Annotated in this window: 14 protein-coding genes; 5 read left to right on the top strand and 9 right to left on the bottom strand. The window is 67.5% G+C overall.

Annotated features, from left to right (window positions below):
- Positions 1 to 31: 31 nt before the first annotated feature.
- Positions 32 to 1,414, bottom strand: a complete 1,383-nt coding sequence (locus tag ABB28_RS14795; protein ID WP_057509355.1) for an amino acid permease — start codon at positions 1,412 to 1,414, stop codon at positions 32 to 34.
- A gap of 82 nt (positions 1,415 to 1,496) precedes the next feature.
- Positions 1,497 to 2,207, bottom strand: coding sequence for an AraC family transcriptional regulator (locus ABB28_RS14790; RefSeq protein WP_057509354.1), 711 nt, complete (start codon positions 2,205 to 2,207; stop codon positions 1,497 to 1,499).
- Positions 2,208 to 2,327: 120 nt separating this feature from the next.
- On the opposite strand from ABB28_RS14790, the gene ABB28_RS14785 reads away from it, so the two are divergent.
- Positions 2,328 to 4,442, top strand: a complete 2,115-nt coding sequence (locus ABB28_RS14785; protein ID WP_057509353.1) for a catalase — start codon at positions 2,328 to 2,330, stop codon at positions 4,440 to 4,442.
- A 117-nt stretch (positions 4,443 to 4,559) separates the two neighbouring features.
- Here ABB28_RS14785 and ABB28_RS14780 read toward each other — a convergent pair whose 3' ends face one another.
- A complete protein-coding gene (locus ABB28_RS14780; RefSeq protein WP_057509352.1) occupies positions 4,560 to 5,336 on the bottom strand; it encodes a hypothetical protein in 777 nt (258 codons plus the stop codon).
- Positions 5,337 to 5,525: 189 nt separating this feature from the next.
- Here ABB28_RS14780 and ABB28_RS14775 point away from each other — a divergent pair, with 189 nt between their 5' ends.
- Together ABB28_RS14775 and ABB28_RS14770 are read left to right on the top strand one after the other, a co-directional pair.
- Positions 5,526 to 6,500, top strand: coding sequence for a L,D-transpeptidase family protein (locus tag ABB28_RS14775; protein ID WP_057509351.1), 975 nt, complete (start codon positions 5,526 to 5,528; stop codon positions 6,498 to 6,500).
- Positions 6,501 to 6,504: 4 nt separating this feature from the next.
- Positions 6,505 to 7,197, top strand: a complete 693-nt coding sequence (locus tag ABB28_RS14770; protein ID WP_057509350.1) for a M23 family metallopeptidase — start codon at positions 6,505 to 6,507, stop codon at positions 7,195 to 7,197.
- 148 nt (positions 7,198 to 7,345) lie between these two features.
- On the opposite strand, the gene ABB28_RS18500 is transcribed toward ABB28_RS14770, so the two are convergent.
- The 6 genes from ABB28_RS18500 to hflK all read right to left on the bottom strand — a co-directional run bounded on the left by ABB28_RS18500 (position 7,346) and on the right by hflK (position 14,712).
- A complete protein-coding gene (locus tag ABB28_RS18500; RefSeq protein ID WP_338063066.1) occupies positions 7,346 to 8,527 on the bottom strand; it encodes a pyridoxamine 5'-phosphate oxidase family protein in 1,182 nt (393 codons plus the stop codon).
- 194 nt (positions 8,528 to 8,721) lie between these two features.
- The gene (locus ABB28_RS14760; RefSeq protein WP_042613514.1) at positions 8,722 to 10,014 is read right to left on the bottom strand and encodes an adenylosuccinate synthase; all 1,293 of its coding nucleotides are present in this window, start codon (positions 10,012 to 10,014) and stop codon (positions 8,722 to 8,724) included.
- Between the two features lie 207 nt (positions 10,015 to 10,221).
- On the bottom strand, positions 10,222 to 12,207 hold the full coding sequence (locus tag ABB28_RS14755) for a M13-type metalloendopeptidase (protein WP_057509349.1): 1,986 nt from the start codon (positions 12,205 to 12,207) through the stop codon (positions 10,222 to 10,224).
- A 261-nt stretch (positions 12,208 to 12,468) separates the two neighbouring features.
- Complete coding sequence (locus tag ABB28_RS14750) at positions 12,469 to 12,654, bottom strand: DUF2065 domain-containing protein (protein ID WP_057509348.1); 186 nt, start codon at positions 12,652 to 12,654, stop codon at positions 12,469 to 12,471.
- Positions 12,655 to 12,718: 64 nt separating this feature from the next.
- On the bottom strand, positions 12,719 to 13,582 hold the full coding sequence (gene hflC / locus ABB28_RS14745) for a protease modulator HflC (protein WP_057509347.1): 864 nt from the start codon (positions 13,580 to 13,582) through the stop codon (positions 12,719 to 12,721).
- Entirely contained in the window at positions 13,579 to 14,712 is a 1,134-nt protein-coding gene (gene hflK, locus ABB28_RS14740; RefSeq protein ID WP_057509346.1) for an FtsH protease activity modulator HflK, read from the bottom strand. Before hflK ends, hflC begins: the two co-directional genes overlap by 4 nt.
- A gap of 143 nt (positions 14,713 to 14,855) precedes the next feature.
- Here hflK and ABB28_RS14735 point away from each other — a divergent pair, with 143 nt between their 5' ends.
- Both ABB28_RS14735 and pilH read left to right on the top strand, forming a co-directional pair.
- Positions 14,856 to 15,851, top strand: coding sequence for a YhdH/YhfP family quinone oxidoreductase (locus ABB28_RS14735; RefSeq protein WP_057509345.1), 996 nt, complete (start codon positions 14,856 to 14,858; stop codon positions 15,849 to 15,851).
- Positions 15,852 to 15,939: 88 nt separating this feature from the next.
- Complete coding sequence (gene pilH, locus ABB28_RS14730; protein WP_057509344.1) at positions 15,940 to 16,311, top strand: twitching motility response regulator PilH; 372 nt, start codon at positions 15,940 to 15,942, stop codon at positions 16,309 to 16,311.
- Positions 16,312 to 16,395: the final 84 nt, after the last annotated feature.

The following is a 16,395-nucleotide window of genomic DNA, read 5'->3' as shown; positions in this document are numbered from 1 at the left end:
GCGGTCCGGACCGCTACGCCTTCACCGACGCTCAGCCTGCCTGGCTGCGCAGACGCCGCGCAGCGGCGCTGCAGCCGGCGATGAACAGAGTCAGCACCACCATCGACAGGAACTGCAGGCGGGTCTGGTCGCCGTACAGCAGCAGCGCAAAGATCAGGGCCAGGATGGCCAGCGCCAGCGCCGTCAACCAGGGGAAAGCAGCCATCCGGAACGGCAGCGCCACCCCGGCGCGGTCCGCCCGCCGACGCAGCACGAGCTGCGACAGCAGCGACAACGTCCACACCAGCAGGCAGGTGGAACCGACGATGTTCAGCAGCACCGGCAGCACCCTGTCCGGGAACACCAGCTCCATCACCGTAGCGGCGAAGCCGAACAGCACGCTGGCCAGCACCGCCAGCACCGGCACCTGGCGACGGTCGGCCCAGCCGAGCACGGCAGGCGCCTCGCGGCGCTGTGCCAGCGAGAAGATCATCCGCGAAGCGCCATACAGGTTGGCGTTGAGCGCGGACAGCAGCGCGATCACCGCAACCAGCGTGATGGCGGTGCCGGCGCCGGGGATATTGGCCGCTTCCAGCACGGCAGCGAACGGCGATTTCAACGCCTCGCTGGTCCACGGCACCACCGCGATGATGACGCTCAGCGAACCGATGTAGAACACCAGGATGCGCCATGCCACGGTACGGATCGCGCGCGCGATGCTGCGCTCGGGGTCCTCGGTTTCCGCCGCGGCGACCGCTACGATCTCGGTGCCGCCGAAGGCGAAGATCACCACCAGCAGCGCCGCGCCGACGCCGGCCAGGCCGGTCGGGGCAAAGCCGCCATTGCCGGTGAAGTTGGACAGGCCCGGTGAGGTCGCATCCGGCAACCAGCCCAGCAGCAGCGCCGCACCGATGGCGATGAAGCCAAGGATCGCGGCCACCTTGAGGATCGCGAACCAGAACTCGAACTCACCGAAATTCTTCACCCCCAGCAGGTTGATGGCGGTGAAGAACAGCATGAACGCCAAGGCCGCCATCGGCACCGACAGGCCGGTCCATACCGTCGCCAGCAGGCCGGCCGCGCCTACCGCTTCGGCGGCGATCACGATCACCAGCTGCACCCACCACAGCCAGCCGACGGTGGCACCGGCGGTCGGGCCCAGGGCGTCGGCGGCATACACCGAAAATGCCCCGCTGGTCGGCTTGTTGGCCGCCATTTCGCCCAGCGCGTTCATCACGATGATCACCAGCGCACCGGCGACCAGGTAGGACAGCAGCACGGCCGGGCCGGCCAGCTGCACGCCAACCCCGGAGCCGAGGAACAACCCGGCGCCGATGGCACTGCCCAGCCCCATCATGATCAGCTGGCGGGGCTTGAGCGCATGCCCAAGGCGGGGGGGCGAAGCAGGAGCGGCAGGCGTCGGGTTGGCAGGCATCGAAGGACACTGTGTGCGGCAACAAGGCCGTCACATTACCTTGTCCGGCGCGCCGGTGGGATAGGCCGGATGGCCTGCCGGCTCAGCCGCCTGCCAGTTCGGAGATGCGCGCCCGGTAGGCGCGTGGGGAAAGCCCCGCCTCCGCCTTGAACTTGCGGGTGAACGCGCTCTGGTCGCTGAAGCCGCAGGCCTGGCCGATGCTGGCGATGCTGTCGTTGCCATGCAGCAGATGCATGGCCATCTGGATCCGCAACCGGGTAAGTACCTGCTGCGGGGTCATCTGGAACACCTTGCGGAAGCTGCGCTCCAGTTTGGACAGCGAGAACCCGGTGATGTCCAGCAGGGTCTGCATGCGCACGTTTTCGGCGTAATGCGCATTGAGGTGGGCCAGCGCCAGTCGCAGGTGCTCGTACTGCGCGCCCAGGCTGTGCTTCTGCCCCAGGTCGCGGGAAATGCCGATCAGCCCCTTGATCTCCCCTTCCACGACCAACGGACGCTTGCAGGTCAGGCACCAGCCCGGTTCCCGGTTGGCGAACAGGTGCAGTTCCATCAGGTTTTCGATCACCGCCCCGGCGATCACCCGGGCATCCTGGTCGGCGTAGTCCGCGCTCAAGCCGGTGGGATAGATCTCCGCCGCCGTCCGACCGATCACGTCCTTGCGCGATTTCAACCCGAGCCGGCGCAGCATGGTCTGGTTGATGTGGGTGTAACGCCCCTCGCGGTCCTTCATGAAGAACAGCACGTCCGGAATGGCGTCGAACAGGGCTTCGATGTCGGCAGGTTCAACACGCATGCCCACAGCATAGCCGACCGCCGTTTTGCCTGCGCGCTCACCTGCACGGGACCGTGGATTAACACCTGACCGGCCACAGTCGAACAGAGACCCCCGCCAATCCACCAGGAGATTCCTTCAATGGCCGCCAGCAAGCCCTCCGGCAAGCGCGCACCCGCACAGCCCACGTCCGCACCGTCGTCCAGCGAGGCGCTGGAACAGCGCGGCCAGGGCGATGAACTGCACCAGCTGGCCGGTGGCTCCCACCCGGTACTCACCAGCAACCAGGGCATTCCGGTTTCCGACAACCAGAACTCGCTGCGTGCAGGGCCGCGTGGCCCCAGCCTGCTGGAAGACTTCCTGCTGCGCGAGAAGATCACCCACTTCGACCACGAACGGATCCCGGAGCGCATCGTGCATGCGCGCGGCAGCGCCGCCCATGGCTACTTCGAGCTGACCCGTTCGCTGGGCAAATTCACCCGGGCGAAGGTGCTGACCGAAGTCGGCGTCAAGACGCCGGTGTTCACCCGCTTTTCCACCGTGGCCGGGGGTGCCGGTTCGGTCGACACCCCGCGCGACGTGCGCGGATTCGCGGTCAAGTTCTATACCACCGAAGGCAACTGGGACCTGGTGGGCAACAACATCCCGGTGTTCTTCATCCAGGATGCGCTGAAGTTCCCGGACCTGATCCACGCAGTGAAGATGGAGCCGGACCGCGCCTTCCCGCAGGCGGCCAGCGCGCACGATACGTTCTGGGATTTCGTGTCCCTGATGCCCGAATCCATGCACATGATCATGTGGGCGATGAGCGATCGCACCATTCCGCGCTCGCTGCGCATGATCGAAGGCTTCGGCATCCACAGCTTCCGCCTGCTCGACGACGCCGGCAATTCCACCTTCGTCAAGTTCCATTGGCGGCCCAAGCTGGGGCTGCAGTCGACGGTATGGGACGAGGCGCTGAAACTGCAGGGTGCTGACAATGATTTCCAGCGCCGCGACCTGTTCGAGGCCATCCAGCGTGGCGACTTCCCCGAATGGGAACTGGCCGTGCAGCTGTTCACCGAAGAAGAGGCCGAACAGTTCCCGTTCGACCACCTGGACCCGACGAAGATCGTCCCCGAATCGCTGGTTCCGCTGCAGGTGATCGGCCGGATGGTACTGGACCGCTGGCCGGACAATTTCTTCGCCGAAACCGAACAGGTAGCGTACTGCCCGGCCAACGTGCCGCCCGGCATTGATTTCAGCAACGACCCGCTGCTGCAGGGGCGCTTGTTCTCTTACCTGGATACCCAGCTGATCCGCCTGGGCGGGCCGAACTTCCACCAGATACCGGTCAATGCACCGAAGTGCCCGTTCGCCAACCACCAGCGCGACGGCCACATGCAGATGCAGGTGCCCAAGGGCCGGGTGGCCTATGACCCCAGTTCGCTGGAAGCCGACACGCCGCGCGAGACGCCGGCCGGTTTCCGCAGCCATGCCACCGTCGATGACGGGCGCAAGGGCCGCACCCGCGCCGAGAGTTTCTCCGACCACTTCAGCCAGGCACGGATGTTCTTCCGCAGCCTGGAAAAGCCGGAGCAGGCCCACCTCGCTTCTGCGCTGGTGTTTGAACTGTCCAAGGTGGAAACCGCCGCAGTGCGCGAGCGCACCGTTGGCCAGCTGCGCAATATCGATGACAGCTTGGCCCAGCGCGTGGCCGACGGCCTGGGCATGGCCGCGCTGCCGGACCCGGTGCCTGCCGCCGTGCCCGCGCAGGACCTGCCCAACGCCCCGGAAGTGCGCACCATCGGGCGCGGCAAGGACAGCCTGCAGGGCCGCTGCATCGGCATCCTGTTCGACGAAGGATCCGACGCCGGCGTGATTGCCGGGCTGCGCAAGGCCGCGCAGAAAGCCGGCGCGGACGTGAAGCTGGTCGCGCCCAAGCTGGGCGGCGGCGTGCTCAGCGACGGCAAGCGCCAGGCCGCGGATGGACAACTGGCGGGTACGCCCTCGGTGGTCTTCGACGCGGTCGCGGTGGTGCTGAGCGCGGATGCGGGCAAGGCGCTGTGCAAGGAGTCCGCCGCGATCGATTTCGTCAGCAACGCGTGGGCACACCTGAAAGCGATCGGCCACGATGACGGCGCCAAGGCGCTGCTGAAGGCCGCCGGTGTCGGCAATGATCCCGGCATCGTGGGCGCCGCGGACGCGCAGGCATTCATCCGCGCGGCCGCGCTGCGCCAGTGGGCACGCGAACCGAAACTGCGCCTGCTGGCCTGACAGCGGGCCGCACCCGGCGGTCACGGCCGTCGGATGCGTGGATGGGGACCCTCGGACGGGTGGGTAACGACCCTCGGATGGGTGGGTGACGACCGTTGGTCGTCACGCTCTACGCTCTCAGCGCGGAGCTGGCTTGCCCGCTCCGCGCTCCGGCGTGGCCACCTTCGCCGCCACCACTACCGCCTGCACCCGGCGAACCGCGGCGATCGGCACCGCTTCGGCCCGTCGCTGCGCCGGCCACCACAGGAAGACGAACGCGCTGCTGGTTCCCAGCAGCCGCGCCTGGCCCGGCAATGCCGCCGCGTCGCCGATCAGGTGCACGGTCACCGCATCACCGTCCCGGTGATCGCGGATGTCCGCGCCGCGCTGGGCCACGTAACCGGCGGCCGCCACCGCCATGAACAGAGTCACGGCCACGGTCATCGCGGTCAGCGGACGCATCCGCGTCGCCTCCCAGCTGGTGAACACCGAACGCCCCAGCAGCATCCGCCATGCCCGGTTGCGGCCTGCCAGCCGCGCCACGGTATCCGGATTGCGCAGGCGCAGCGTCTCCGGCCAGGTCACCAGCAGCACCAGCAACACGCCCAACACCAGCAGGCCGATGTATACCGGGTCGCGCACACCGGCGACGAGGAAATCGCTGGCCTGCAGGTAATCCAGGATCGACAGTCCGAAGCCACGGTAGAACCAGTAGCTGCACCACAGGCCGAGCGCGGAAACGAGCAGGTAGGCCGTGGTGAACAACAGCGCCGGCTCGCGCCGCATGCGGTGCGAGGCCCGCAGCACGAGGGAATCCTCATTGCCCTCCGAAACCGGTATCAACGACCAGTCGAACGCGCTGGGCCGACTGCCCGGCAGCCCGCCGGCAGGTACTGCGTTGTCACTGCTGTCCATGGCATCCCCTTGTCTTGCGCCCAGCATCGGCGAAGACGCGCCGCAGCGGTAGTGTCGCGCGTGCTCGCCCCCCTCCCGTCGTCGAACACGCGCGGCGCTGCATCGTCCGCTCAGCCTCCCCTCAGCTTTTTCACGGTGGCTGCGCATGCCCCATGGGCATGGTGGAGGCATTCGATCAAGGAGTTCCCGATGCTGCCCAAACGCCTGCCCCTCTCTTCCCTGCTGCTCGCCTGCCTGGGCCTGGCCGCCGCGCCGCTGGCGATGGCCCAGGCGCCTGCGCCTGCCGCCCCCGCGCAGGCGGCGGCCGGGCAACCGGTGAACATCGAACCGCGCTCGCCGCTGCACGCCCAGGTCCTGCTGGACCGCGCGAACTTCTCGCCCGGCCAGATCGACGGCGAGGTCGGCTCGAACCAACGCCGCGCGGTATCCGGTTTCCAGGCCGCGCGCGGACTGAAGGTCACCGGCGAACTGGACGAAGAGACCTGGCAGGCACTGCAGGCCGACAGCACCAACATGCTGGTGCGCTACACGCTCACCGCCGAAGACGTGGCCGGTCCATTCCAGCCGACGCCGAAGGGGCCCGCCGCACAGGCACAGCTGAAAGCACTCGGATTCGGCTCGGTGGCTGAAGCACTGGGCGAACGCTTCCATGCCTCGCCCGACCTGCTCAAGGCACTCAATCCGGGCGTGGACCTGGGCAAGGCCGGCACCGTCATCCAGGTGCCCAATATCGGCGGCGGTGCACTGCCGAAGGCGGCCAAGGTGCTGATCGACAAATCCGACTCCACCCTGCAGTTGCTGGACGACCAAGGCAAGGTGCTGGCCCAGGTGCCGGTGTCTTCCGGCAGCCAGCACGATCCGCTGCCGATCGGCGAGTGGAAGATCCTCGGCGTTGCCCGTGACCCGACCTTCCATTACAACCCCAAGCTGTTCTGGGATGCGAAGAAGAGCGACAGCAAGCAGACCCTGCCGCCGGGCCCGAACAATCCGGTCGGCGTGGTGTGGATCGACATCTCCAAGCCGCACTATGGCCTGCACGGCACGCCCGAGCCGGGCCACGTGGGCAAGACCGAATCGCATGGCTGCGTGCGCATGACCAACTGGGATGCGCTGCGCGTGGCCGATGCGGTGGGACCGTCGCTGACCGTGCTGATGCAGGAGTAAGCCGATGCGCGTAATGCCGTTGATCGCAGTGGGACTGGTGGTGGGCATCGGTGCCGGCTGGTGGCTGTTCGGCCAGCACGGCCAGGCGGTGGATATCGCGCCGGTGGATCCGGCGTCGGTGATTGCCGTGCCCGGTGAACCGGCGCCGTCGCCATCGGTGACGCCCGAAGCGGTGGCCGGACCGTCGCCTTCATCGCTGCAGGTGACGGCCGCGGCGCCCGCCCTGCCGGCCGCGCCGGTCGCCACGCCTGTCGCCGCGCCCGCCGGCAGTGGGCTGCTGCTGCCAGTGCAGGGCGTCGCAGCGTCGCAGCTGCAGGACACCTTTACCGATGCGCGCAGCGAAGGCCGGGTGCACGATGCCATCGACATCATGGCGGCCGAAGGCACGCCGGTGTTGGCGGTGGCGGACGGCCATGTCGAGAAGCTGTTCGACAGCGACAAGGGCGGGCTGACGGTGTACCAGTTCGATCCCGATGGCGTGCACTGCTATTACTACGCGCATCTGCAGCGCTATGCCGACGGGCTGGCGGAGAAGAAGCAGATCAAGCGCGGTGAGGTGATCGGCTACGTCGGCAGCACCGGCAATGCGAATCCCGAAGCGCCGCACCTGCACTTTGAAGTGCATGTGCTGGGGCCGGAAAAGCAGTGGTGGAAGGGGGAATCGATCAACCCGTATCCGTTGCTGACGGGGCGGTAACCGGCAGCTACGCTCGCCGACCATGGGTCGGCGCTACCGATGCCCGCTGCGTGCCGGCCGCTGCGCTCGCCGACCATGGGTCGGCGCTACCGTGGTGGCAAGGGCCTGGTAGCGCCGAGCCATGCTCGGCGGGAACCGGGACCGCGCATCACACCGTCAGTTCACCATTGTCTTCGCCGTCCCACCAGGCGATGCGCGAGGCACGCACGTGCAGCAGCACGATGCCGGGCGTATCGATGCCCTGCTCGAACCAGCGCTCCAGGTCCTTGACCCAATGCTCGGCGAAGGTCGCCTTGTCGGTATGCAGGTGGCAATGCCCCTGCACCGCGACGAAGATCGGCGGCTTGCCCAGCAATGACTTGGCACCGGTGAAGGACAGGCCGACCTTCGGATCGCGGCGGATGTCGGCCACCATGCGGGTGTTTTCAAAGGTGAAAAACCAGCTGTCGCCATCGTAGTCCACGTCACCGTTGTTGCTCATCGGCCGCGCCGCGTGCTCACCGCCGTCGGTGGTGGTCTGCAGCATGACGAAGTCGATGTCGGCCATTTTCCTGGCCAGGTCCTGCAGGGTGTAGGCGCTCATCAGGGCATCTCGGTGCTGGGTGCTGCCGAGCATGGGCCGCGGCCCGTGATTTGGTCGTGCAGAAACTGGCTGGCGCCTTCGCCATGTCAGGGCCGCGAGCAGCAGCCCGGGAAGTGCCAGCAGTGCTGACAGTACACCGGGAAAGAAGAACGGCCATAGCCATCCGTAGCCCGGCTGATAGGCCTTCAGACCCAGTGGAGCGTCCAGATGAAGCGTCACACGCTCACCGCGCAGCGGAGCGCCGACAGAAACGACCTGGATATCCAACTGCGAATGGCCCCTGGGAAGGATCATCGGGATGTCACGCCGCGACCCGCCGAAACGATGCGGATCACCGTCTTCCACCAGGGCCGTCATGTCGCGTGAAAAATGATCGGTGCTGTGGCCACTCGTCGGTAGAGCCTCCAGCCTGGCCCATCGCGTTCCGACGCTGACGTCCAGCACCACCGGCTCCCCGGGCTCTGCGAAGAAACGTCCACCATCGTCCTGCGCCGGGTCAGGCGTGGCCACACGTGTACGCCAGCTCCCCAACTCCGGCCGCTCTGCGCGGGTGCGATGGAAGTACAGGACAGGGCGCGGCTGGTCGGCCTTGTAACGATAGACCGGCAGCGACACGCGCTGCCCCGGTAGCAGCTCCAGCACTGCGCTTGGCGTCTGGCTTACGTAGCGGTTTGCCCATATGCCGAAGCCAAGCGCCCCCCATGCTCCCAGGTACAGGCACCACGCTGTTTTCAGCCACCAGGGCATGGCACTCCCTCCCGTTGATTTCATGGACGGATGATGACCGCGTATGGCTTGCATCTCCATAGGAGCACTGGGCCGGCCGAAGCGCGCCGATGTGCAAAACGACAGAGGGCGTGGCGACCGGTGGTCGTCACGCCCTCTGCTGGAGCCCGCCGAGCATGGCTCGGCGTTATCGCGTTATCGCGTTATCGCCGGGATCAGGCGAACGGGTCCTGCAGGACCATGGTGTGGTCTCGGTCCGGACCGGTCGACACGATGCTGATCGGGCAACCGGCCAGCTCTTCCAGCGACCGCAGGTAGGCGCGCGCGGCCGGCGGCAGGTCGTCCCAGTTGGTGATGCCGTGGGTGTTCTCGGTCCAGCCCGGGAACTCCAGGTACACGGGGGTGCACTCTTCCCAGCCCTGGCCATCCAGCGGGGCGTATTCGGTGCGCTTGCCACGGTATTCGTAGGCGATGCAGATCTTCAGCTTTTCCATGCCATCCAGCACGTCCAGCTTGGTGATGCACAGGCCGCTGATGCCGTTGATCGCCACCGCGCGCTTCAGCGCCACGATGTCCATCCAGCCGCAACGACGCGGGCGACCGGTGGACGCACCGTACTCGGCGCCACGGTCACGGATGCCCTGGCCGATTTCATCGTCCAGTTCGGTCGGGAACGGACCACCGCCGACGCGCGTGGCGTACGCCTTGGCGATACCCAGCACGTAATCGATGGAATCGGCACCCACGCCTGCACCGGCAAGCGCACCACCGACGGTGGTGTTGGAGCTGGTGACATACGGGTAGGTGCCGTGGTCGATGTCCAGCAGCGCGCCCTGCGCCCCTTCGAACAACACGCGCTTACCCTGCTTGCGCAGGTCGTGCAGGATGCCGGCCACGTCGGACTTCATCGGCTGCACGTACTCGCCAAAGGCCAGTGCCTCGTCGAAGGTCTGCTGGAAATCGACCGCATCGGTGCCCAGGTACTTGGTCAACACGAAGTTGTGGTAATCCAGCGCGGTGCGCAGCAGTTCTTCCAGCTGCGCCGGGTAATGCAGGTCGGCGATGCGGATGCCGCGACGCGCCACCTTGTCTTCGTACGCCGGGCCGATGCCACGGCCGGTGGTGCCGATCGCCTTGCCGCCGGCAGCGCGTTCGCGCGCCTGGTCCAGGGCGATGTGGTACGGCATGATCAGCGGCGCGGCCGGGGAGATCTTCAGGCGCGAACGCACTTCCACGCCGGAGGTTTCCAGCTCGGCGATTTCCTTCTGCAGCGCGGCCGGCGAGATCACCACGCCGTTGCCGATCAGGCACAGCGCATCGGCGCGCAGGATGCCCGACGGAATCAGGTGCAGGACGGTCTTCTTGCCATTGATGACCAGCGTGTGGCCGGCATTGTGGCCACCCTGGAAACGCACTACGGCACCGATTTCCTCGGTGAGCAGATCGACGATCTTGCCCTTGCCTTCATCGCCCCACTGGGCACCAAGCACTACGACAGACTGACCCATGACGGGCTCCTCGAATTGTGTGCGGCCATCGGGGCCGCGGACGGGTAAACCGTGGCGAGGCTGGCCAGCGCGGGGTGGCGGCTCCAACGGGGAGGCGCCGGCGATGGAGGGCCCGGACACGGAAAAAGCCGAACGGGAGGCCCGTCCGGCTTTTGTGCATTATCCGGGTTTCGGGGGGCAGGTGCCACCCTGTGCCGGCACCATGGGTCAGCCCGGGTTGGGGTGCAACGCCCCTGCCGCGGTGCTGCCGGCCCGGGGCAGGATGTGGTCGAAGGGCTCGCTGGGCCGGGGCTCGCAGCCGAAGGCCGTATCGAATCCTTTCACTGACCGGCCCAGTTCGGCACGGAACGGTCCGGGCGGATGCCCCTCCCGTTCGAGCTGCGCGCGCAGTTGCCGGGCGGTCGGATTGGCCGCATGCAGGCCCGCCGCGGCGACGAAGAACCGCTTGCGGTCGAATGACCGCCCAGCCGCCGCCGCCTCGGTTTCGCCGGCCCGCAACGCCGCGCTCAAGCCGCGCAGATCGGCACCGGCTTCCTCCAGCACACGTGTTGCATCCAGGTGCGAGGTGCCTGACCACAGGTCACCGATGCGCTGACGGATGGCTGCATCTTCCTGCGCCATCAGCGACTGGCCCGGGTCACTCAGCCCGATGGCATCACTCAGGACATGGCCGAGCTCGTGGCCGAGCATCATGCCCAGCGTCGCCCACTGCACCTCGCGCTGCGGTGCCTGCCCGGCCAGGCTGGCGAGCAGCGCGGGGGACACGCGGACCAGCCCGTCGATGATGTTGGTTCCGATCGAAAGATGATGCGCCGGGAGCGCAGTATCTTCGCCCTGCGCGCGTCCTTCGATGATGTCCAGATCATCGTGCAGCGCGAAGGCGGCCAGCGACTGCAGGTTGGTGACCAGGTCCCCGCCAGCGGGGAAGGCGGTCCAGTCCCGGCCGCTGCCGGCCTGCTCCAGTACCAGCCGCGTCGCCGCCAGCGTCTGGTCCAGGACGACCCGGTCCTCTGCAGGCAGGGCAGACGCCGCCACGTCATCGCGGAACACCTGCTTGAGCGTGTCGAACATGCCGGTCGCGGCGGCGAACCAGCGCGGATCCGCACGCGCGCCATACCAGCTGCTCAACAGCAGGCGTCCGCCCGGCCGCTGTTCCAGCATGCGCAGAATATCGGCCGACTGGGTGCCGCTGTCCAGATCGCGCTGCAGCACCGCCGCCTCGCGATAGCGCAGGAATACTTTCCAGTCCTCGACAGGGCGGTCCCGCAGCAACTGCGCCACTTGACGGGAACGCGCCAGGTCGGCGAACAGCGCCGTCATCGGATCCAACCCCAGCGCCTGCCACAGCGTGGCCCAGGGGAAGCCAGGCACAGCCCGCTCAGCCTGTTCCCGCGTGCAGGATTGCAGCTGCGCCGGTGCCGCCGCAATGCTCTGCTCCATCTCCATGATGGTCCGCGCAGCCGACTCGGCGCCTGCAGCTGGCATGCCGGTCCGCGACAGCAGCGCGGCAATCTGCGCGCGATGGGACACCACCACCGGGTGCGCCGTCGGCAAGGCATGCAAGCCGGTCGTGCCCTCCCCCCGCCCTTCCGCCACCACCAGCACGCCGCGGCGGAAATAGCGTTCAACACCGAGCAATGCGGCCTGCCCACGCGGCAGCGCCTCGCACAGGTGGCGCTCCACCTCATCGCGGCTGGACAGGGCCAGGATCGCGGCCAGCTGGGGCTGGAAGGCGCTCCATTGCCGCCCCGAAGGCGATTGCGCACTGGCCCAGGTGGCAGCCAGCACCGCTTCGGCGCCTCCTGCCGCAGCCGACGCCTGCGCTGCATCGGCGAGGATCGACTGCGCCACGGCCTGCTTCAGTTCGCCGAAATGGCTGGGCTGTTCGCGCGCAGGCGGGTGCTGCAGTTTCCAGAATCCGTTGGCGTACTGATCCATGCCGGTACACGGATCGGCGAACCACGCCGCGATGCCCTGCCAGAGCAGCGCGCTGCCACCGCCGCCGCTCTCTTCGGCCACCGCAAGTGCCTCTTGGTTGGCCAACCCGGCCAAGGGCTCGGTGAACGAAGCAAACAGGCCGGGGTGGAAACCGCGGGGTGGCATTGCCGGTGGCGGGAGCGCGGCACGCGGGACGTTCTGGACCCGCGTGGCGGTCGTCGCCGCGGCCTGCCCGGCCAGCAGCAGCGCGGTCATCACCGTCAACGTGGACCGACGGTCCCACGGCCTGTTGCCGACGTAACGCACCCCGGAGGGGGGCCGCGGCGGTACGCGCACTCGGGCAGACACCGGCTGCCTGCCTGCGGCCCTCGCGGCCTCGTTGCGGCCCTGACGCATGCGCATGGTAGCTGCTTCAATCGGCATCGCCCTACCTCCTGCTGGTCGAGGTCTGACGTTAATTACAGAGGTTTCAGCCTGCCAAGAGCCATATGCGACGAAGCGCGATGGATGAAACCCTTAGTGCCGGGCCCACCACAGCAGGCTCAGGCCCGCCAGCAGCACCAGCCCCCCGAAGCTGCGCAGGGCGGGACTGGGCATGTCCAGCAAGCGTTCGGCCATGCGCTTCCACGCCAGTGGCGCGGCAAACAACAGCAGGCCTTCCATCACGGCCACCAGGCACAGCGCGGCGAACAGGTCTTTCATCCAACGGCTCCACAAAAAGCACGGGGCCCGGACATGCCGGGCCCCGTGGGGAAACGACTGCGACTCAGCGGTCGCTCTTCAGGTACTGCAGGAACGGATCATTCTTGTCCAGCACGATCACGCCGTTGCCATCGGTCAACGAGTTCCGGTAGGCCTCCAGGCTGCGGGTGAACGCGAAGAACGACGGATCGGCCGAGCCGGCCTCGCCGTAGATGCGCGTTGCATCGGCATCGCCCTCACCGCGCAGGCGCTGGGCATCGCGTTCGGCTTCGGCCACCAGCACCGTCGCCTCGCGATCGGCCTGGGCACGGATGGTCAGCGACTGCTCCTCGCCTTCCGCACGCAGCTTGGCCGCTTCCTGCTTGCGCTGGGCGCGCATGCGCTCGTACACATCGTTGATCACCTGGCTGTCGGTCGGCAGGTCGATCTGCTTGATGCGCAGGTCGATGATCTGCATGCCCAGGCCTTTCACCGCTTCGTTGATGCCGGTCAGCTGGTCGGCGATCAGTTCGCTGCGGTCACCGGACACCAGCTCGGTCAGCGAACGCGAGTTGATCTGGTTGCGCAGCGAATCGGTGATGATCGGTGCCAGGCGGGCGTTGGCCACGCGCGGGTCGCCACCGGTGGCGCGGAAATAATCGCCCACGTTGGAGATGTACCCGATGGCGAAGAAGTCGACGCTGACATCCTTCTGTTCGGCGGTGAAGTAACGCGCCGGCGCGGTATCGAGCACCTGGAAGCGGCGATCGAACACGCGCACCGTTTCCACCAGCGGTACCTTGAAGTGCAGGCCCGGCTTGATGTCGGCGCGGACCACGCGGCCCAGGTTCAAGACCATGCCGGTCTGGTCCTCACGGACCACGAACACCGACCCCAGCAGGCCGAACAGGATCACGACCACCAGGCCGATCCACAGTGAACTCCTCATTGGCTGCCCTCCTCACGGCCGCTCGGTCGTCCCGTCGGGCGGCCTGTCGGCCGGCCTGCATCACGCGGGGTGGGGCTTGCACTGCCGGTCACGGCAGGCAGCACGACATCCGGATTGGACAATGGCAACTGCGCTGCACCGGTCGGGCGGGTTTCGCCCGGGAACGGCACGTACAGGACCTGGCGGCTGTCGCCACCGATCACCTTGCGGTTTTCGGCCAGCACCTGTTCGACCGTCTCCAGCCACAGGCGCTTGCGGGTTACTTCCGGCGCGTTCTTGTACTGCTGCTGCAGCAGCGTGAAGCGCTGGGCGTCACCTTCGGCGCGCGACACCACGGCCGCCTTGTAGCCTTCGGCGGTGGTACGGGTACGGGCGGACTGGCCGCGCGCTTCCGGAACCACCTTGGCCGCATAGGCCTGCGCTTCGTTGATCAGGCGTTCCTTGACCTGCTGCGCACCGTTGACCTCGTCGAAGGCCGGCTTCACTTCTTCCGGCGGACGCGCATCGGGCAGGGTCAGGCCGGTCACGGTGACACCGGTGCGATACGCGCCCAGCAGGGTCTGCAGGCGGGTTTCGGCGGCGGTCGCCAGCGGGCCACGGTTGTTGAGCACCGAGTTCAGGTCGGCACGACCGACTTCTTCGCGCACCGCGCTCTGCGCCGACTGCTCCAGCACCTGGTTGGCATCGTAGGTGCCGAACAGGAACAGGCGCGGATCGTCGATGCGGTACTGCACGTTGAGCGAGACGTTGACGATGTTCTCGTCACGGGTCAGCACCGGCACCGAGACCGAGAAGGTCTTGATTTCCGTGGCGTTGACCTTGGTCACCGACTCGATCGGCCAGGGCAGCTTGAAGCTGGGGCCCGGCTGCAGGATGCGCGAGAACTGGCCGAAGCGCAGGACCACGCCACGCTGCTGTTCGCCGATCAGCTGGAAGCTGGAAAACAGCAGCAGCAGGACCGCCGCGATGGCGATCCAGCGGACGATGCCGCCATCGAACATTTCCTTCAACGGCCCCGGGAACCCACCCCAGCCACCACCAAATCCGCCGCCGCGGGGCTTGGAAGGCCCCCGTCGGTTGTCTTCGGGACGGTGTCCGTCCCTGTTGCCGCCGGGTGTATTCCAGGCCATGCACGCTCCATCTGAATTGGGCCGCGCCACGGGCCCTTCCCGTGACACCAGCCTTGTACCGGTTTCCCTGATTCTACAAGATGGGGCGGACCAGAAGGATTGGAAGGGGGTAAGGTGATATTTCCCCGTCAGCGAGCGTTCCAATGTCCCTGCCCGACAGCTTCAGCGCCTTCCGCATCCACAAGGACGACCACGGCCACCGCAGCGGCCTGGAGCCCCTGCAGGTGGACGATCTTTCCCCCGGGCAGGTGCTGGTCCGCGCGCAGTGGTCGTCGGTCAACTACAAGGACGCCCTGGCCGGAACCGGCCGCGGCCGCATCCTGCGGCGGTTTCCGCTGGTCGGCGGGATCGACGTGGCGGGCGTGGTGGTCGCCTCGACCGACCCCGTCTGGCGCGAAGGCGATGCGGTGCTGGCCACCGGCTGCGGCCTGAGCGAGACCCGCGACGGCGGCTACAGCCAGTACGTGCGGCTGGAATCGAGCGCGGTCATTGCCCAGCCGCCCGGGCTGACCCCGCGCGAGGCGATGGTGCTGGGCACCGCCGGCTTCACCGCCGCGCTGGCGCTGCTGCGCATGCAGGACAACCGCCTGACGCCCGACCACGGGCCGCTGGCGGTAACCGGCGCCAGCGGTGGAGTCGGCAGCCTGGCGGTGGATATCTTCAGCCGCGCCGGCTATGCCGTGCATGCGGTGAGCGGCAAGCCGGAGCAGGCCGACTGGCTGCGCGCGATCGGGGCCAGCGAGGTGCTGCCGCGCGAGGTGCTGGCCGATACCGCGCCGCTGCAGTCGGCACGCTTCGGCGGTGGCCTGGACAATGCAGGTGGCCCGATGCTGGCCAGCCTGCTGGCACAGACCGTGGGCTACGGCAGCGTGGTCAGCGCGGGACTGGCCGCCGAGCCGACCCTGGACATGACCGTGATGCCGTTCATCCTGCGCGGCGTATCGCTGCTCGGCGTGTCCTCGGCCAGCGCACCGCGGACGCTGCGCGAGCAGGTCTGGGAACGGCTGGGCAGCGACTGGAAGCCGGCGCACCTGCAGCAGATATGCACGCGGGAAATCGGGATTGCCGAGCTGCCGCCGGTCTTTGAAAGCATGCTTTCGGGCGGGGCGCACGGGCGTACCGTGGTGCGGATCGACTGAACGTCGCAGGCGGGCGACGGACGGCACGTTGTCGCCTTCTCCCCGGGGCGAGCGGCACACTACACTGCCGCATCACCTGGGGAGCAACATGGCACGCATCCTGATCGTCGACGATTCACCATCGCAGCTGTTGGGGATACAGCGCATCGTCGAGAAGCTGGGTCACCAGATCCTGACCGCCACTGATGGGGCGGCCGGCGTGGAAAGCGCGCGCGCCGAACTGCCGGACCTGGTGCTGATGGACGTGGTGATGCCCAACCTCAACGGCTTCCAGGCCACCCGCACGCTGGCCCGCGATGAAACCACCCGCCACATTCCGGTGATCCTGGTGACCACCAAGGACCAGGACACCGACCGCATGTGGGGCATGCGGCAGGGCGCGAAGGCGTACATCACCAAGCCGTTTTCCGAAGACGAACTGTCCGAGGTGCTGGAGCGCGTGTTCGCCGGCCAGCCCTGACCGGGGGTTGGTCGAACGGGTGGGACTCCCTCGCGGGTGGATGTTGTCTGAAGCTGCAGTTGGAGGTGGCCGGGCGGGGAGGCT

It is taken from the genome of Stenotrophomonas chelatiphaga, assembly GCF_001431535.1.
Lineage (GTDB): Bacteria > Pseudomonadota > Gammaproteobacteria > Xanthomonadales > Xanthomonadaceae > Stenotrophomonas > Stenotrophomonas chelatiphaga.
Note: the sequence above shows the minus strand (reverse complement) of the source record. Positions and strands in the feature narration are given on the sequence as shown.